The organism is Propionivibrio soli (assembly GCF_025770765.1).
Classification (GTDB): Bacteria; Pseudomonadota; Gammaproteobacteria; order Burkholderiales; family Rhodocyclaceae; genus Propionivibrio; species Propionivibrio soli.
In genome coordinates, this window is record NZ_JANZKY010000006.1 from 66,257 (window position 1) to 83,843 (window position 17,587).

At 57.7% G+C, this 17,587-nt stretch carries 23 protein-coding genes and 1 tRNA gene; 23 read left to right on the top strand and 1 reads right to left on the bottom strand.

Annotation, left to right across the window (positions count from 1 at the left end):
* The first annotated feature begins 176 nt into the window (after nt 1-176).
* The 14 genes from NZ453_RS08200 to NZ453_RS08265 all read left to right on the top strand — a co-directional run bounded on the left by NZ453_RS08200 (nt 177) and on the right by NZ453_RS08265 (nt 11,726).
* Nucleotides 177-527: a hypothetical protein gene (locus tag NZ453_RS08200; protein ID WP_263770027.1), complete on the top strand. Its 351-nt coding sequence runs from the start codon at nt 177-179 to the stop codon at nt 525-527.
* 108 nt (nt 528-635) lie between these two features.
* Nucleotides 636-1,088, top strand: coding sequence for a hypothetical protein (locus NZ453_RS08205; RefSeq protein ID WP_263770028.1), 453 nt, complete (start codon nt 636-638; stop codon nt 1,086-1,088).
* Between the two features lie 90 nt (nt 1,089-1,178).
* Nucleotides 1,179-1,691 carry a hypothetical protein gene (locus tag NZ453_RS08210; protein WP_263770029.1) on the top strand — a complete coding sequence of 171 codons (513 nt, stop codon included), beginning with the start codon at nt 1,179-1,181 and terminating at the stop codon, nt 1,689-1,691.
* A 755-nt stretch (nt 1,692-2,446) separates the two neighbouring features.
* Nucleotides 2,447-2,734 carry a barstar family protein gene (locus tag NZ453_RS08215; RefSeq protein ID WP_263770030.1) on the top strand — a complete coding sequence of 96 codons (288 nt, stop codon included), beginning with the start codon at nt 2,447-2,449 and terminating at the stop codon, nt 2,732-2,734.
* Between the two features lie 139 nt (nt 2,735-2,873).
* Nucleotides 2,874-3,365: a hypothetical protein gene (locus tag NZ453_RS08220; protein ID WP_263770031.1), complete on the top strand. Its 492-nt coding sequence runs from the start codon at nt 2,874-2,876 to the stop codon at nt 3,363-3,365.
* Nucleotides 3,366-3,442: 77 nt separating this feature from the next.
* Nucleotides 3,443-4,072: a LysE family translocator gene (locus NZ453_RS08225; protein ID WP_263770032.1), complete on the top strand. Its 630-nt coding sequence runs from the start codon at nt 3,443-3,445 to the stop codon at nt 4,070-4,072.
* A gap of 667 nt (nt 4,073-4,739) precedes the next feature.
* Nucleotides 4,740-5,051 carry a cupin domain-containing protein gene (locus NZ453_RS08230; RefSeq protein WP_263770033.1) on the top strand — a complete coding sequence of 104 codons (312 nt, stop codon included), beginning with the start codon at nt 4,740-4,742 and terminating at the stop codon, nt 5,049-5,051.
* Between the two features lie 121 nt (nt 5,052-5,172).
* Entirely contained in the window at nt 5,173-5,862 is a 690-nt protein-coding gene (locus NZ453_RS08235) for an alpha/beta hydrolase family protein (protein WP_263770034.1), read from the top strand.
* Nucleotides 5,863-5,978: 116 nt separating this feature from the next.
* Entirely contained in the window at nt 5,979-6,446 is a 468-nt protein-coding gene (locus tag NZ453_RS08240) for a GNAT family N-acetyltransferase (RefSeq protein WP_263770035.1), read from the top strand.
* Between the two features lie 578 nt (nt 6,447-7,024).
* A complete protein-coding gene (locus tag NZ453_RS08245) occupies nt 7,025-7,315 on the top strand; it encodes a co-chaperone GroES (RefSeq protein ID WP_263770036.1) in 291 nt (96 codons plus the stop codon).
* A 62-nt stretch (nt 7,316-7,377) separates the two neighbouring features.
* The gene (gene groL / locus NZ453_RS08250; RefSeq protein WP_263770037.1) at nt 7,378-9,033 is read left to right on the top strand and encodes a chaperonin GroEL; all 1,656 of its coding nucleotides are present in this window, start codon (nt 7,378-7,380) and stop codon (nt 9,031-9,033) included.
* 406 nt (nt 9,034-9,439) lie between these two features.
* Complete coding sequence (locus tag NZ453_RS08255) at nt 9,440-10,120, top strand: response regulator transcription factor (RefSeq protein ID WP_263770038.1); 681 nt, start codon at nt 9,440-9,442, stop codon at nt 10,118-10,120.
* Nucleotides 10,089-11,588: a sensor histidine kinase gene (locus NZ453_RS08260; protein WP_263770039.1), complete on the top strand. Its 1,500-nt coding sequence runs from the start codon at nt 10,089-10,091 to the stop codon at nt 11,586-11,588. Before NZ453_RS08255 ends, NZ453_RS08260 begins: the two co-directional genes overlap by 32 nt.
* 62 nt (nt 11,589-11,650) lie before the next feature.
* A tRNA-Phe gene (locus NZ453_RS08265) sits at nt 11,651-11,726 on the top strand.
* A gap of 478 nt (nt 11,727-12,204) precedes the next feature.
* On the opposite strand, the gene NZ453_RS08270 is transcribed toward NZ453_RS08265, so the two are convergent.
* Entirely contained in the window at nt 12,205-12,405 is a 201-nt protein-coding gene (locus NZ453_RS08270) for a hypothetical protein (protein WP_263770040.1), read from the bottom strand.
* Nucleotides 12,406-12,483: 78 nt separating this feature from the next.
* Between NZ453_RS08270 and NZ453_RS08275 the strand changes: the two genes are divergently transcribed.
* From NZ453_RS08275 to NZ453_RS08315, 9 genes are all read left to right on the top strand, one after another.
* Nucleotides 12,484-13,737, top strand: coding sequence for a replication initiation factor domain-containing protein (locus NZ453_RS08275; protein WP_263770042.1), 1,254 nt, complete (start codon nt 12,484-12,486; stop codon nt 13,735-13,737).
* A gap of 23 nt (nt 13,738-13,760) precedes the next feature.
* Nucleotides 13,761-14,051 carry a hypothetical protein gene (locus NZ453_RS08280; protein ID WP_263770043.1) on the top strand — a complete coding sequence of 97 codons (291 nt, stop codon included), beginning with the start codon at nt 13,761-13,763 and terminating at the stop codon, nt 14,049-14,051.
* A gap of 3 nt (nt 14,052-14,054) precedes the next feature.
* Nucleotides 14,055-14,252, top strand: coding sequence for a hypothetical protein (locus NZ453_RS08285; RefSeq protein ID WP_263770044.1), 198 nt, complete (start codon nt 14,055-14,057; stop codon nt 14,250-14,252).
* Between the two features lie 323 nt (nt 14,253-14,575).
* On the top strand, nt 14,576-14,716 hold the full coding sequence (locus NZ453_RS08290) for a hypothetical protein (protein ID WP_263770045.1): 141 nt from the start codon (nt 14,576-14,578) through the stop codon (nt 14,714-14,716).
* Nucleotides 14,700-15,257: a hypothetical protein gene (locus NZ453_RS08295; RefSeq protein WP_263770046.1), complete on the top strand. Its 558-nt coding sequence runs from the start codon at nt 14,700-14,702 to the stop codon at nt 15,255-15,257. Before NZ453_RS08290 ends, NZ453_RS08295 begins: the two co-directional genes overlap by 17 nt.
* Before the next feature lie 63 nt (nt 15,258-15,320).
* Nucleotides 15,321-15,539, top strand: a complete 219-nt coding sequence (locus NZ453_RS08300; protein WP_263770047.1) for a hypothetical protein — start codon at nt 15,321-15,323, stop codon at nt 15,537-15,539.
* A gap of 137 nt (nt 15,540-15,676) precedes the next feature.
* Nucleotides 15,677-17,065 (top strand): hypothetical protein, encoded by a 1,389-nt coding sequence (locus tag NZ453_RS08305; protein WP_263770048.1) that lies wholly within the window; start codon nt 15,677-15,679, stop codon nt 17,063-17,065.
* A gap of 1 nt (nt 17,066) precedes the next feature.
* Complete coding sequence (locus tag NZ453_RS08310) at nt 17,067-17,351, top strand: DUF2523 family protein (RefSeq protein WP_263770049.1); 285 nt, start codon at nt 17,067-17,069, stop codon at nt 17,349-17,351.
* A 4-nt stretch (nt 17,352-17,355) separates the two neighbouring features.
* A complete protein-coding gene (locus NZ453_RS08315) occupies nt 17,356-17,586 on the top strand; it encodes a hypothetical protein (RefSeq protein ID WP_263770050.1) in 231 nt (76 codons plus the stop codon).
* Nucleotide 17,587 lies beyond the last annotated feature (1 nt).

The following is a 17,587-nucleotide window of genomic DNA, read 5'->3' on the forward strand; positions in this document are numbered from 1 at the left end:
CAGCCAAAATACCAAGTGCTTGAAAACCATGGGTCACAAGCCGCCTTCTGAACCTCATCCATATCAATTGTTATACGGACCCCGGTGTCCGTGTAAACACTGTTAGGCCGCACGACTGGCCCACATGACGACAGAGGCTCAGACCGCTGTCATTTCGTTCTGCTCGGGAGCCAACGATGACGCAATTGCCGATGAATGTCCGTAAGCTCGAACTCGACATTTACGCGAAACGGTTGCGCTTCATTAACCGTGAAATGGCCGTGCTAACGGCCAGTCTCGCGTTTGCTGCTGCATCTACGGACGCGCCTATTCAGTTTGCCTACGCGAGCTTCTTTGTTGTGATTCTGTTTGGCTATCACCACGACCGCCCATACCAGGGCATCTTAGAACTCTGGCGGAAGGTGAACCACCCGCTAGTACAGGTTCGTCGCGTTTGGCGAGACTACCTGCCGATTATTGTTGCGTGGTCACTCCTTTCATTGGTTGCAGTCGGTTTCGTAGATAAGCATGGTTTCATTCCTCGCTGACTGCGGCCTAACCCGGCAATGCACCGGACCTGTGCGAAAAGCCGCGCAGGCCGGTGATTTTGGACGTTAAGCGTCTTTATGCCGTTCCTTGCAACCAGTCGTCTTGGAGTGGAAAGCTACCTCACCATTGGAGCGCCCGGCGTCGCGCTTTGGCTTTCCGCTCAGGTTCTCTCCGCCGACGAAGTCGCAATCCTGCGCGGATGTGGAAAAGATGTGACGGTGTTTACGTATGAGATAGCTTCTCCCGAGGCAGTCTCCCGCGCAATCGCTACCATCAAACAACACTACCCGAACGAAACGGTCTGGTCTGAGCAAACCGACTTGCCGAGATCATTGAGCAGCGCCGATATTGCGCAAGCATTTCTTAACCGAGAGCCTATCGTCAGCGTTAAGTTTTTCCATAATGCCTACGTCAGAGTCGCGGATGGCGAACATCAAGGCGAATGCGGGTCACTCGTAACGGTTCTCTCATTGTTACCGGAACCAACCTATGTTGTTGAGCTGGAGTCAGGGCATGATGCTAACGTTTTGCAGTCTGCGGTTGAGCGAGCAGATGCCTAACACAGTGGTCAAGGCCGCTCCCTTCGGTCGCTGGACGCTGTGCGATCAAGCGGCGCGCAGCGCCCCTTACCTTCCACGTTAGGCCTACAGATGACATCCAACATTGTCAATCGGAACCTTGGAATTCTTGTCGCCGCATGTGTTGTTGGCTGGTATTCGAGTACGTTCTTTTTCCTATTGCTCTTTCCTAGCTTATTGATTTATTGGCTGGCGAGAAGATTTCTCTCTCCTAAAGCGGCTACATACGCAATCTCGATTGCCGCACAATCAGCCCAAGTTGCCGTTAGCACGGCATTTTTACCCGTGCTGTTTTCAAGAATCCAAGTTCCTATTAACTTGTTGGGCTTGATGGTTGACACAGTCGTTCCAATAACCGGGTTAGTGTGGCTTGTCATAAAGCCTGGCCTCAAGCCCGTGGTCTTCCTCAGCGTGTTTCAAGTATCAATGCTAGTGTTCAATGGTTATGTAGGTCTCCAACTTCCAATCGGCGACTCTCAGCACAAGGCGGTTGTCGCTCACATATTCTGGAGGGTTGAAGCTCTCATCGCCATGTGGTCATCACTTATGAACTACGAGCCCTCCAATGCTAAAACCATCGCCTAACCAAGCGCTCAACCGCGCTCCCTTTGGTCGCTGGACGCTGCGCGATAAAGCTGCGCAGCGCCGGTTAGCTCTACGTTAAGGAGACAATGTCGTGGGAGCGCCAGGTGGGCCAGACGAAGATGCGTGGAAAAAGATGACACCTCGCGGAAAGAGGATTTACTGGTTATCGGTAGCAATCGTCTTTGGCTGGATAACCTACTTATTTTTTCGGTAGTTCCTTAGGCCCCGTTTCCCATATCAAGACTGTTCTCGTCGCTATGTCGGAAACCATCTCTCTCGAAGAAAGCTTTGAGTATTCATTGCACCACTTCCTGCAATGGCTTGAAGTTCTGACTATGAAACCTATTGAGCTATGCAATACGTGGGGCAATTACAACGTAGCGTGGGAACTCGTTTCTGATCTCAACACAGACGGAAACTCAGTCGTCACTATGAGTTGCAGTTACCTTAGCGAAGAGCAGAAGCAAGAAGTTCGTAGTTTTCTAAGTAATCTCAATGGCATTCCGAGGTCATTGCTCGTCTCAGCTACGTCTGCCTCTGCCAACCAAGAGGCAATGAGCCATTCAGCTTGGGCGCCTTATAAGCAGGGAGCATCGGGACTGCTGCAGGTTCTTGAATCCGCCGCAGTTAAGAATCGAGCGTATTTCTCCAACCTATGAACCCTAAGCCGGCGCTCAATCTCGTTCCTTTCAGTCGCTGGACGCTGCGCGATAAAGCCGCGCAGCGCCGGTTAGCTCTACGTTAGGCAGCCAAAAATGGCCCGCGCGCAGCTGATTGAAATTGATCTCAGAAACATATCAAGCTCCGAGGAACTGCATTCCTTATTGATGGAAGCGCTGGGGTTCCCGAGTTGGTACGGCTGCAACTGGGATGCATTTTGGGATGCCGTTACAGGTTTGGTTGAAATGCCATTGAAGCTAAAACTAATTGGCTGGCAAGACTTCTCTCTACGCCTACCGCGTGATGCGAGAATCATGAAAGAGTGCTTCACAGATATGGAATTCCAATTCCCGCGGTTCGCTTCCGAGGTGCTTTATGTTTGAGTTCGATCGTGAAGTGCAACAAAACCATTGGTGCACATCGCCTAACACTACGGTCGAGGGGACGGCAGGGTACGGTCCTTGGTTTCTTCGAGCGCTTCCACGCTGCCGCCCCTCACCTTCACGTTAGGTGCCAGAACATATGCCCTTCTATCGCTTCCAGATTGACTCGCCGCTCGCAACGCAAGCCGTACTGCTTCGCGTGCGCGGGCTTATGCGCGAATCACCGAGTATTCTCCAGGCGATCAAGGAGTCGTTTGGAAAGCGTCCGCAAGGCGGCCCACCGTTCATCGGCACCCTCGACGGGACCACGTTCAAGATGCGCCGCGACATTCGCTACCGGAACTCATTCTTACCCCAAGTGCATGGCAATGTGATATCGGCTCCAGCTGGTTCCAGAATTCTCGTAAGAATGAATCTGCATCCTCTTATCGCTGCCTTCATATTGTTCTGGCTCGGAGCAGTCGGTGTCGGCGCAGTCGCTGCCTTCATGTCCGAAAGTAGGAGCATCCAATCTGTGCTCATTCCCGCGGGTATGTTCATGTTTGGCATCGTGCTCACGGCGGGAGGCTTCTACCCCGAGGCTGTCAAAGCTCGACGCCTGCTGGAGCAACGCATTGCAACTGGCGCCTAACCCTTCCATCGAGGGGACATCCTCCAGCAGGCTTAGCCTGCGTCCGTCCGCCCCTCATGTCAGAGGTTAGCCTCATCATGCTCGGCACTCACGATCTCACACTATTCGTCATATCCGGTCTGCTGCTCAACATCACGCCGGGAGCTGACTCGCTCTACATAGCCACCCGTAGCGTTACTCAGGGTGCTAAGGCTGGTGTTGTCGCGACCCTCGGCATCAGCCTCGGTTGTTATGTTCATGTCTTGGCTGCCGCTTTAGGGCTATCGGCAGTTCTCACAACTTCTGCCGTGGCATTTACCTTCGTTAAGCTCGCGGGCGCCGCCTATCTCCTTTATGTCGGGCTGTCACTTATCCGCTCTCGCCCTGCGCAAGCGCAGTCCGTTGGCATCGTCCCTGATGCTTCGCTACGAACCATCTTTGCCCAAGGTTTCCTTACCAATGTCCTCAACCCAAAGGTTGCGCTGTTCTTCTTGGCCTTTGTGCCGCAGTTCATTGAGCCATCTGCTACCAACAAACCGCTTGCGTTTTTGTTTCTCGGGGCCATCTTCAATTTCAACGGTACCCTATGGTGCCTGTTCCTGGCGTGGGCCACGGCGCGCATCGGCTCGCTTGGTATCGGGCGTCAGGCGGCCGCTTGGTTTAGTCGCAGCATAGGTGTTTTCTTTGTCTATCTGGGGGTTCGCCTTGCGCTCACCAAACAGGGCTAACCCGGCAGTCGACAGGGACGCCGGTCAAGTGGCGGCTCTCCGGACCAGGCGCCTCGCGCGGCGCCTCTCTCTTCCACGTTAGGCCGCACAGAGCGATATGTCCGCTTTCTCACTACCTCAAGAACTAAGCTCGCCTTGGTTCTTTGTATTCTTCGCTTTTATGTGGCTTGCAATCACAGGGGGCCTTGCACTCCTCTCCGGTTGGAGAAGCCTCGCAACAAATTGGCCCAGGCAATCCAAGCCAAAGGGCAAGCGCTTTTGGTTTGCATCGGGCGCAATCGGAATAGGGCTGCTTCCAGTGAGGTACAGCAACTGCCTCACGGTCACAGTAGCTGACGATGGGCTTGGTATCGAAATCTTGTTCCCTTTCAGATTTCTCAGTCCACCGATCTTCATTCCATGGAAGCAGATTGCCAGCGTTCCTGAGGGGCAGTTTCTGTTCTTTCGCCACGTGGTCGTCCAGCCTCTCAATCACTGGTCCAGGATCAAGCTATATGGCCGGGTGCCAGAAAGTACTAAAAGCTAGTGAAGGTCGTACACAAAGTGCGGCCTGACTCTTCCATCGAGAGGACGCTATCCGGCCTTCGGCCTCCAAGCGTCTCTCATGTCAAACGTCAGCCGTCAGGAACACTACCTCTGTTCACCATCACCAGCGAGGTGTCGCCCCATGCGGATCATTCGCTCCAGAGAGTTCACCGCCGACCGTGCTTGGGGTGCCATATCAATCGCCAACATGAGCGGTATCACTACTCGCGTTCACTGGACAGACAAGCCCTACAAGTGGCATGTAAACGACGGTGAAGAGGTCTTCGCCGTTCTCGATGGCATCGTCGATATGCATTACCGCGAGGCAGGTGTCGAAAGCATCGTCAGGCTTGGCGTTGGCGACATTTTCTTTGCTCAGGTAGGGTGTGAGCACGTCGCTCACCCCCGTGGTGAGGCACGGGTCCTCGTAGTGGAGCGTGAAGGCAGTGTATGAGTAATTTGCCGGCTAACCCGTCGTTGCATCCGATCTGCCCCAGTCCGCTTCGCGGCCTGCTGTCAGCTGAGCTTGTACGCTTTCTCTGTCGGCATCGACTGACTCAAGGAGCAAGCCCTTAATGCAGACGCAAACCCTGCGAGATGGGGCTGAATCATTCACAGTCTCCGTACACGAAGCCAAGAAAGCTTCCCGAGTTGTGCTTTTTGCGGTGGGCGCAGGGGGCCAGCCTGAGCGTCATGCGACGCTTCTGGACGCTCTGGCTGAATCCGGTTACACGGTCGTTGCTCCGCATTTCGACCGACTCGCTTCGCCGGTTCCTAGCGAAGCCAACTTGACTCTCCGGGCGAGGCGCTTGTCTCTCGCACTCGACGTATTCGTGCAACCCGGCGCCACCGTCGTAGGGGTAGGGCACTCTATTGGCGCAAGTACCCTTGTCGCTCTAGCGGGAGCGCAGATGTGGTTAGGGCCTGGTCGGCGCGTCAAGATCGCGCCGGACAGTCGAATAATTCGGTTGGCCCTGTTGGCGCCACCCACCGGATTCTTCAAAGCGCCTGGGGCACTCGATGCCGTGCGCGTTCCAATTTTGGCCTGGGTCGGTTCCGGAGATGACATCACACCGCCAGCTCAAACGGAATGGTTGGTGCAGGCCATGCGTGATTGGCAAGCCGTCGATGTTCGCGTCACGGCGGGTGCCGGTCATTTCTCATTCATGGATCTGCCACCGCCGCAAACCACGGAACCCTTGCCAGATAAGCAAGCCTTTCTTCGCGAGTATTCAAGTGAAGTCTGCCGGTTCGTGGGTCGCTAAAGGAACCACTGTCCATGGCAAACGGCCTACGGCACGTGCTACGGATAACGCGGCACTCAACCGGATGCTACGCGATAAGGCGGCGACGCGGATAGCTCTACGGTACAGGGCTGAACATGCTTACGATTGAACGCGCCTTACCTCAAGATGCCCCTGCGATCCTGGCTCTCCAGAGGCTCGCCTTTCAGTCCGAAGCAGCGCTCTACAACGACTGGTCGATTCCGCCGCTCACGCAAACGCTCGAGGCGTTACTCAAAGAGTTTTCCGCCGCTATCATTCTCAAGGCGATTGCCGAGGGTCAGCTTGTGGGGTCTGTTCGCGCCAGGTGTCACGATGGCCTCTGCGAGGTTGGTCGTCTCATTGTGCACCCTGCCTTTCAACGTCGAGGTATCGGCTCACGACTGCTGACGGCCATTGAAGACCAATTTCCGGCGGTTACCCGATTTGAGCTTTTCACCGGAAGCAAGAGTGAAAGCAACCTTCGGCTCTATCAACGGGCGGGCTATCGAATCACCCGAACCAAGTCGCTCTCTCCGGCGGCATCCATCACCTATCTGGAGAAGCGTGCTAATCCAGCCGGCTAGGCCTGCGTTCAACGATCCGCACGACAGGCCGTGCGGTCGCCTCCGCTCCACGTTGAACATGAGCCCTTGGGTCGTGAGCCATCCACTGCAGTAACGATACCGGTCGATAATCGCCATGGATAGCGAGTGGCAGCTAACTGGCGCCTAGCTGCCCGAATTCAACCAAATGTCCAAGGTCGGCTTTGGCCGACGATCTGCCAGTACACATGACCACATGTTGTTCGCTGCACCTTGCTGCTCGTCCCTAATAGAAATTACAACGCGCATCATCCGTACAAAAGGTGAATTCCGCGTTCAGGTCTGAAAAAAGTGATCTTTTGATAGTGAGCGCACGCTATCGATAAAACCCTTACCATTCAATGTTGTGGGCTCTCAAGTTCGTGATCAAGGCTCTCAAACTGGATGATCAACAACAACAGCACAAACAATTCGCACCTTGAAATTCCGGCACCCTGTCCCTATTATTAGCACTCGTCCGATGTGAGTGCTAATAACTCCATCTGCACGCTTTCTGCTCCTCGCGGCAGATCCAGTTAAAAGTAAGTCGTCACTTGTGCTAATACCTAGGAGAAAACTGCATGAAAATCCGTCCTTTGCATGATCGCGTGATCGTCAAGCGCTTGGAAGAAGAACGCAAGACCGCGTCCGGCATTGTGATTCCGGACAACGCCGCCGAAAAGCCCGATCAAGGGCAAGTTCTGGCGGTTGGACCGGGCAAGCGCGACGAGAGCGGCAAGTACATCACCCCGGATGTGAAGGTGGGCGACCGCGTGTTGTTCGGTAAATACGCCGGTCAGACCGTCAAGGTTGACGGTGAGGAAGTGCTGGTCATGCGCGAAGAAGACATCATGGGTGTCGTCGAAGCCTGATCCGGCGCCGGCGTGCATAACGATCCCGATTCACACCAATACGAATAGTTAGGAGTATCTCTATGGCAGCAAAAGACGTTAAGTTTGGCGATTCCGCACGCGCCCGCATGGTTGAAGGCGTGAACATCCTGGCCGACGCGGTCAAGGTCACGCTCGGTCCGAAGGGCCGCAACGTTGTGCTCGAGCGCTCGTACGGCTCGCCCACGGTGACCAAGGACGGCGTTTCCGTCGCCAAGGAAATCGAACTCAAAGACAAGTTCATGAACATGGGCGCGCAGATGGTCAAGGAAGTTGCGTCCAAGACCTCCGACATCGCCGGCGACGGTACGACGACCGCCACCGTCCTCGCCCAATCGATTGTGCGCGAAGGCATGAAGTACGTCGCCGCTGGCATGAACCCGATGGATCTGAAGCGCGGCATCGACAAAGCCGTCGTCGCCACCGTCGAAGAACTGAAGAAGCTTTCCAAGCCCTGCTCGACGAACAAGGAAATCGCTCAAGTCGGCGCCATCTCTGCCAATGCCGATACGTCGATCGGCGACATCATCGCCCAAGCGATGGAAAAGGTCGGCAAGGAAGGCGTCATCACCGTTGAAGACGGCAAGTCGCTGAACAACGAACTCGACGTCGTCGAAGGGATGCAGTTCGACCGCGGCTACCTGTCGCCCTACTTCATCAACAACCCCGACAAGCAGATCGCCATCCTCGAAAACCCGTATGTTCTGCTTTTCGACAAGAAGATCTCGAACATCCGCGATCTGCTGCCCGTCCTCGAGCAAGTCGCCAAGGCCGGCCGTCCGCTGCTGATCATCGCCGAAGACGTCGAAGGCGAAGCGCTAGCGACCCTGGTGGTAAACAACATTCGTGGCATCCTGAAGACCTGCGCCGTCAAGGCACCGGGCTTCGGTGACCGCCGCAAGGCCATGCTCGAAGACATCGCTATCCTGACCGGTGGCCAAGTGATCGCCGAGGAAGTTGGCCTGACGCTTGAAAAGGCCACGCTCAATGAGCTCGGTCAAGCCAAGCGCATCGAAGTCGGTAAGGAAAACACCACGATCATCGACGGCGCCGGTGCTGCCGCGAATATCGAAGCGCGCGTCAAGCAGATCCGTGCCCAGATCGAAGAAGCGACGAGCGACTACGACAAGGAGAAGCTGCAAGAGCGTGTGGCCAAGCTGGCCGGCGGTGTTGCGCTGATCAAGGTCGGCGCCGCAACCGAAGTCGAAATGAAGGAGAAGAAGGCCCGCGTCGAAGACGCTCTGCATGCGACCCGTGCCGCTGTCGAAGAAGGCATCGTTCCGGGAGGCGGCGTGGCGTTGCTGCGTGCGCGCGCCGCTCTGGGCGAACTCAAGGGCAGCAACGTCGATCAGGAAGCCGGCATCAAGATCGTCCTGCGCGCGATGGAACAGCCGCTGCGTGAAATCGTCGCCAATGCCGGGGATGAGCCGTCCGTCGTCGTCAATGCCGTGGTTAACGGCAAGGGCAACTACGGCTTCAACGCCGCCTCCGGCGAGTACGGCGACATGGTCGAAATGGGCGTTCTCGATCCGACCAAGGTGACCCGTACGGCGCTGCAAAACGCCGCGTCGATCGCCGGCCTGATGCTGACCACCGACTGCATGGTTGCCGAACTCATCGAAGACAAGCCGGCTGCCGGTGGCATGCCTGGCGGTATGGGCGGCATGGGCGGTATGGGCGGCATGGACATGGGAATGTAATCAGCCGGCCGATAAAGCCGAACTGACCCAGTCATTCGTCGAAAGCCCCGCGTCTTCCAGAGACGCGGGGCTTTTTTATTGCCGTCTTTTGTCGATTGCCGGTGCAACGCGGCTGAATACGCGGCCGAAAGGCCTCAATGCGTTCATGGGCACTTATTCGCGCGCTGCGTGTCATATGCCGCGTTCGATCTCTGCGGTTGAAGCAATTGAGAAAAAGAGGGAATCCGGAAGCGAACCCCGATTGGGCCCGGAAAAAAAGGCGGGGAGCGCCCGGTGCAGTAGCAGGCACCCCCCGAGTTTAGGCCGAAACCAAAACTCCTAAGACCGTAAAGGAGAACAGCAAACGCAGGCTAAGACCGGCGGCTTACAGAAACCTTACGAAAAACCATTTCGCCAGGGAGGCGATATGCGAATCCTGCTTGCAGAAGATGACCGGATCATCGCGGACGGATTGGGACGCTCACTACGCCAGTCGGGGTACGCCGTCGACTGGGTAGCGAACGGTCAGGATGCCGACAACGCCCTGCTGACGGCGAGCTACGATCTAGTGATCCTCGATGTTGGCCTGCCCAAGCTATCGGGCTTGGAAGTGCTGCGCCGTTTCCGTGCCCGGGTGTCGCGTGTTCCTGTCCTGATCTTGACGGCGCTGGACGGCATCAGTGACCGCGTCAAAGGGCTCGATCTGGGCGCTGACGATTACATGGTGAAGCCGTTCGAGCTTCCGGAACTGGAGGCGCGTGTTCGTGCATTGACTCGGCGGTCCACGGGCACGACGCCGGTCATCCAGTTTGGCGCGTTGTCTTTCGATCAAACCGACCGCTGCGCGTTGCTCAATGGCGAGGTGCTCGACCTCTCGGCGCGCGAGCTTGGCCTGCTCGAAATTCTCATGCTCAGGGCGGGGCGTCTGGTAAGCAAAGATCAGCTGGTCGACCACCTCTGCGGCTGGGGCGAGGAAGTGAGTCACAACGCCATCGAGGTCTACGTTCATCGCTTGCGGAAAAAACTCGAATCAAGCGGCGCCACCATCACCACCGTCCGTGGCCTCGGATACTGCTTTGAAAAGTCAGCGCAAGAAACTCACGCCTGACACGCAGCGCTCGCTGTTCGGCGAGATCCTGGATTGGATGCTCGCCCCGCTGCTGTTTGTGTGGCCGATCAGTATAGCGGTGACGCACTACTTCGCGACGACGGTCGCCGACTACCCCTACGATCAGGCGCTACGCGAACGCGCCACGGCGATCGCCCGTCAGGTCAGGTTCGTGGCCGGTGAGCCTTCGCTCTCACTGCCGGCGTCTACGCGTGCTTTCCTGCGGTCGGACGAAACGGACAACGTGTACTTCCGCGTACGTCGACATGATGGTCGCCTGCTCGCTGGTGACGCAGAGTTGCCGGCCGCGGTCGACGAGATGCCTGCGGGTACGGAGCCTGGCGAGGTCTACTTTCGCGACATCGACTATCGCGGCCAGGACTTGCGCGTCGCCTACACCTACGTAGCTGCAGCTGGGCCACCCAGCGGGAGGGAGGTGATCGTCGAAGTAGCCGAAACGTTGGAAAAGCGTTCGCAACTTTCGAACAAGATCATCGCTAGCGTAATCCTGCCGCAGTTTGTAATCATTCCCCTGGCAGTGATCCTCGTCTGGTTCGGGCTTTCGCAAGGACTGCGCCCGTTGGCGTATCTGCGCGAACGCATCGAAACGCGGAAAGAGGCGGACCTTTCCCCAATCGCGGCTGGTCGCGTTCCCGAGGAGCTGGCGCCCCTGACCGAAGCCTTCAACTCGATGCTGGCCCGTATGCAGCACAATATGGACGCCCAGCGACGCTTCATCTCGGACGCCGCGCATCAGATGCGCACGCCGCTTACGGGGTTGAAGATGCAGGCTCAACTCGCGATGCGGGAAAACGATCCTGACCAGCTTCGCTATGCGCTTGAAAATATCTCAAGCAGCGTGGACCGTGCGTCGCATCTCGTTAACCAACTGCTCGCATTGGCACGGGCGGAAACCGGCGAACACGCCGAACAGCCGATGGTCGCGATCGATCTCGACCAATTGTTGCGCGAAACCGTCGAGGATTGGGTCATGCGCGCGCGAGTCCGCCGCATCGACCTCGGCTTTGAACGGACCGGGCGCATGCCGATTTTCGGTAATGCGTTTCTGCTGCGCGAAATGATCAACAATCTGCTCGACAACGCCTTGCGCTACACGCCCGACGAAGGTCGCGTTACAGCCCGCGTTGTCGCTCAGTCGGATTTTGTCATGCTCGAAATCGAAGACAGCGGCGTCGGTATCTCCGAGGCCGAAGCGCATAAAGTGTTCGACCGTTTCTACCGGGTGGAGGGCACTGGCGTCGAGGGCACAGGGCTCGGGCTTGCCATTGTGCGCGAAATCGCCGAATTGCACCGGGCGGTAGCGAGCCTTCGCCCGAGACCCGTCGACGAGCATGGCCAACGCCCCCCCGGCTGCATCGCTCGCGTCCTGTTTCCCCTGTACATGACGCCCGACGAGGCCGACCCGCCTCAGGAACGCTCCTCGGAAGTGCTTTTTAGCCAGCCGTAGAAAAGGTACTGCGGACTTTTGACGAAGCCAACCCGAGCCGCTATAATCGCGCCTTCTTGTTTGGCCAGTTAGCTCAGTTGGTAGAGCAGCGGACTGAAAATCCGCGTGTCCGTGGTTCGATTCCGCGACTGGCCACCAGTTTTTTAGACGGCTCCCGCTCGGGGGCCGTTTTCGTTTCTGGGGCAGGCTTCGCGGCGGTTTTCTCGGCAGTTTCGGCAAGCTGTCGGGCTTCGGCCGCCAAGACAAAAGGGAGCCACACTTCGCGGCGGGTCGGGTTCTTTTCCGTCACTAGTTCGCTAGCCGCGATGACCTCAATTCGCTCCACTTCCAGCAAATCCGCCAGCATGACGCATGCGTAGTTCGGCAGGCCCCGCCTGTGGGCTTTTGCATTGGTAATCGTCGTGTCCAACTGGCTTAGGTGCTTCGCAAGAGCGATCACCGAACCCGCCTTCTGAATCCCTAGCTCGATGTAGTTGCGCAGTTCCATCGGTTTCCTTCGGCCGTTGACTTGCAAAAATGCAAGATGTAGAGTCTTGCAAAATTGCAAGGTTGCAAATTTGTAAGTTCGATTGATTCTAGCTGTATCGATCGACGTTAGCAAAAGGCACGAGTGGGGCTACCGGCTCATGTACTTCAAAGCCAAACCCGCGAAGGCCAAAGCGGCAAGGAGCCAAGTGGTGATGGCGAAGACCTTGAACGGATTAACGCGCTTTCGGGGAGTGGCTCGGGCAAACCGCTGCCGCATCGCTTGCAGCCTCCGTTCCTTGACGCGTTCCGGCAGGTGATACGAATGATAGTCGCGCTCGTCTATTGGCATGTCATTCCAACCCTTGCTGTTCGTGGTGATCGATTCACCACGGAAATATAGACCGACCGAAGCAAAAGAGGGTTCGCGATGACCAAAAGAGCGCCGGAAGCTCCTTCACTCGAAACGATGCGTCTCTCCGAGGCGCAGCTTGCCGAAATCTACCAAGACGTTAAAAGAGGGCTCGCGCAGGCCGAAGCGAACCTCCGCTTCCATGCGTCCGCGCGTCGCCCGGAGCGCAGCGAGGACGCGCGCGGCCGCATGGCTTCCCCCGCTACTAACAGGGGGGTAAAGTCCGGGCAACCGCGCCAAGTCATCGCCGCCAAGCTCCGTTTAGAAGACGGTCAAGTCATCGAAATTCCGGCGCGTCGGACGTGGGGAGGGTCGGCCGCGTTCCTCGATTGGGTGAACTTCACCACCGACGAACGGGACTTCTTTTTCGGTAAGGCGTGCGTCACCGACGAAGAAGTGATGGACCGCGTGTCCTACAAGCTCAAAGAAATCTTTGGCTTCGGGATCACCAAACAACGCGACGGCGGCGCGAACTTCTACGACCGCTCCTACATCATCGGCGATGGCTACGGCCTTGTCTGCTACGGCGGGCAACGGAACACCATCCTCATCATGCTCTCCGGTGAAGGCTGCGCTGCGGCGAGGGACGGATGGGAAAAACGCCTGTACCACTTCCTCACCACAGCGTGCAGCCATCGCGCCAAGCTAACCCGCGTCGACTGCGCCCACGACGACTACAAGGGCGAAAGCTACTCCGTCACGCAAGCCGATGCTGACTTCGACGCCGGCAAGTTCAACACCGGGGGCCGTAACCCCAATCACGAATACCGGGGCAACTGGAAACGCCCGACCGGCAAAGGTCGAACCCTCTACATCGGCAATCGAGAAAGCGGCAAATTCTGTCGCGTTTACGAGAAGGGACGCCAACTCGGCGACCGTACCTCCGAATGGGTACGCGTCGAAGTCGAGTTCAAAGCGATCCACCGCTTTATCCCCTTCGAAATCCTCCTACAGCCCGGCCAATTCCTAGCGGCGGCGTATCCCGCCTTTGCGTGGATATCCCAACGTCAAGAACGCATCTTGACCACGCAAAAGAAAACCGAAATCACCTACCAGTCGGCGTGTGAGAACGGCCGTAAGCAACTCGGCGCACTCATCAACGTAATGCTCGCCATCGAAGGCACGGCGGAAAAGGTCGTGCAAAAGCTGATCCGGGACGCCATCCCCGCGCGTCTCAAAGTGCCCATGTGGCGCACGGTCGGCGAATGCATCCACGAGTACCAACGCGAGCAATGCCCGCGAGAAGTTTTCGACAACATGGCGCTCGCATAGCGCCTTCTTTGAGGAGATAGCAAATGGAAAGCCGCTTTCAAGTGTTGGGATGCAAAGGCTTCAAGGGCGAAGTGGAAGGCGTGAACTACGACTCGACAACGCTTTACATCGTTATGCCCGTGTCAAAACGCGCCGGGACCGAAGCCGGGTTCAACGTCAAGGAAGTGAAGTTCGGCAAAGAAGAAGAGTTCCAAAAACTCAAAAACCTCCCGTTCCCGGTCATGGCCGAACTCGATTTGGAAATCAACACCAAGGGCATTGAGTGCTTCGGCTTCAAGGCGGTGAAAGCTCAAGAGCAACCGAACAAGGGGTAAGCCATGGGACGCGACCTGCGCCAAGTGTGGGTGATACAGGACAAGCGAAGCGGGATGTTCCTGCATCTCGATCTGTACCTAACCCGCTCGCTCAAGGAAGCGGGTCGCGCTCCTGATCCGCTCTGCGCTCAAGAAACCGCACGGCTCAACCTCAGCGGGCCGTTCGAAATTCACACGTTTTGGGAACCGAGGGTGGACTAATGAGCAAGCAACAAAACGCCGCTGTAGCCATGACGTTAACGTTGCCCGGTATTCCCGCGAAGCGTGGCCGGCCAGTCACCGGAAGGGCAATGAGTGGAGCCGAACGTCAACGGCGGTTTCGCAAACGTCATAAAACCATCGAAACCGGCGAACGCATCGGAGCCACGATAAAGCGTTTGGCCGAGCAGTTCGAACTCTCCGAATTGCAGGTCACGCGGGAGCTACTGCGATTCGCGTTATGTAACAGAAATTGGTGGAGAACCGGTTTTCCGTCACGCGTAACGGAATAGAGCGAACACGTGGACGGCAACGCGGAGGACGTCATGACAGCGATGAACGCCGTTTATTGGGCAGCGATTGGGGAAGGGTTGGCGATAGGCGCCTTGCTCGGCGTCCTCCTTGATCGCGTGGCCCTTGGGCGCTGGTTCTGGCAGCGAAGGACGAAACGTGTTCCGCGTCGTTAGTCTCCTGCTCGCGCTCGTCGTGTGCGGGCTGGCACACGCCAAGTATTTCGCCGAAGTGCAGGTGAGCGTCGACGCCAACAACTGGTGGCCGCAAGGCTTGTACTCCGGCATGCGCTCCGGCTGCTACGACGATGCGTTCACGGCCATCGCCTCGTTCCCGAATGGCGGCATGGGCTGGCGGGCGATCTCGGTGGATTCGAACGGCGACTGGATCGCCACCGAGGTATCCAGCAACCAGCAATTCATGGGCTACTACATGCCCTGCGGCGATGACCCCACGCCCGGTAGCGGCGACTCCACCGTCAACGCCTTGCAACAGACCGTGGCGCAACTGCAAACCACGCTGGCGACGACGAACGCCACGGTAGCGACGACACAAACCAACGTCCAAACCTTACTCACGGCGCAGGCCGAGCCCTTCAACGTCGACCTCGCATGGTCGGCCTTCGCCTTCTTCTTCGGGGGCGTATTGCTCCTGTACTCGGTCGCCAAAGGCGGCGGCGCAGTTCTCAGTGCCATCCGTGAACGATGGCGCGGCTAGGTTTCGGGGGTGTTCCGAAAGACGTGCACGGCGTATTCCGTGCGTTTGGTAAGGAGTAAAAAAATGAAACAAGCCTATCTGTTCCTTCTCAGTGTGTGGCTGTTCCTGATGTCGATGGCCGCTCGGGCGGCCACGGGGCCGGACTTCACGACCCTGACGGCAGCGGTCGACTACAGCACCGCGATTGCGGCGATCTTGGTCGTCATGGCGGGCTTAGCCGGCGTGTATATCGTCATGTCCGGCGGCTCGATGATCCTGCAAAAGTTGCGCGGCGGTCGTTGACCCGTGGGTAGGGGGAGGGGATACCACGGTATCCCCTTTTTCGTAGGGGGTAGTCATGTCCTCGAACGATTACTGGATTCTGATGTGGGCCGCGTTCGGACTGCTCGCCGCGTGGGCGGTGATCAAGGGCATCAGCGATGATTAAGCGCAACGTCCTGATCGGCGGTTTGCTCGGCTTGCTGCTCTGTTCTTCCGTCGCCTATGCGCTGTTGCCGCCGGTGATTGCGTTGGCCGGAGAGTTCGTCGGCGGCTTGCTGCTGCGCACGGCGGCGCGTCAAACGATCATGGCGGTGGGTGTCGCGGCGAACGATTCGTCCTGGGTGCAAGCCATGACCCTGGCGGCGCGGGCGATTCAAATTCTCAAGATCGCGGCCGGACAAATCGAATACGAGATTCCCGTCGAAGTCGGCGTACCCGTGCCCGCTCCGGTGGTCGCGCCATCCGGCGATGTCGGCACGTACGCCAACCCGATGACGGCTTTCGAAACGACCTTGCGCTTGAAGCCGACGGCGGGTTACGGAAGCTTCTGCAATGTGCAATCCAATTACTCGACGGACGGAGCCGCGCATCTCATTGAAGTGAAGTGGTACACCTTGGCCGAACTCGTCGCGGCGTGTAATGCGACCAAGGTGTTTTGGAACGCGGCTTCGGGTTTGGCCGGGGGTCAATGGGTCGCTGTCGATCAAACGGATTCGACCACGACCTACACCGTGAACACGTCGACGGCGACCTACCGCTTACGGCGATGGGGCCTGTATGACGCGACGAACGACAAGGAAGATCAAGGCAGTAAGTTTGCGTACATGCTCGCCGAGTCGCCGGACTCGGTCAAACGCTTCATCCGCACGGCCGAAGGCTTCCTACCGGACGAAGCCGACCCGGATTGGACCGCACAAGAGAAAGCCGCGTTTAACACGGCGAAGGCGCTGCAATTCCAGAATCAAAACTCGCTCGTCCGGGTGACCGGGAGCAATACCCAAACGCGCATCGAAGCCGCGACGCAGGCGGGCACCGATGTCAAATACCGCGTGCTCGAACTCGCCCCAACGGCGCAGCCAACGGCCGTGACAGAAAAGACCCTCGCCGGCGCGGTGGCGTCCGATGTCATTGCCTCGGGGCAGTCAGGAACGGGGACCGGCGAAATCGTCTTTCCGACCGATTACGCGAGGCAAGGGGAAGCGGCGGCGGCAACTGTAGCGACCGTTGCGCGCCTCGATACCCTGCATGACGATTTGACGAAAGCGTCGACGGCGGCGGGTGACCCCGTGGTGCCGGATGCGGGCGGTGGTTTCGAAGGCGCGTTCTTCAACGGCACGTTCACCGATCTGCTCGGCTGGCGACTGCCGGGGCATGCCGGGGTTTGCCCCACGGCCGATATCGCGTTCACGTTCTTCGGTCAGCCGTTCGACCTGCACATGAACGCGCAATGCGCCTTGCTCAATGATCCCGACGTGTACAACGTGGCGTCGACGGCGTTCACCGTGCTCTGGCTCGTCTGCGCCCTCTTCATCGTTCTGAAAGCCTGAAATGCAAGCGCTCTTATGGCCCATCGTCACCTGGATATTCCGCGAGCTGGTGATCAAGTTCTTGATCCTCACCAGCGTCATTGCTGTGGTGGCGTTTCTGGTGCCCTACGCGGTGCGCTACCTCGCCGGGTTTATCGGCGTCGGGAACCTGACGGCAGCGTTCGCGAGCCTGTCGCCGGGGATCTGGTTCTTCCTCGACTACTGCCAAGCCGGTCTTGGCGTTCCCCTGCTCATTTCCGCCTTTGTGGCGCGTTTCCTTATCCGGCGCTTGCCGGTCATTGGGTGACCCGATGAAAACCCTACTCGCGTTGATGCTGTGCGTTTCGCGGCCGGTTTGGGCGGCGGACTTCTCCACCTTGACGGCGGCGGCTGACTACACAAACGTCATCGTGGCCGTGCTGCTGGTCCTCGGGGCCATCGCCGGCTTCCAAAGCTTGGTGCAAGCGGCCGATTGGATTCTCGGTTGGATCGAGTGCGGGGTGTCCTACGTCAAGTTGTACCGCGGGGACGATGACGATTAGC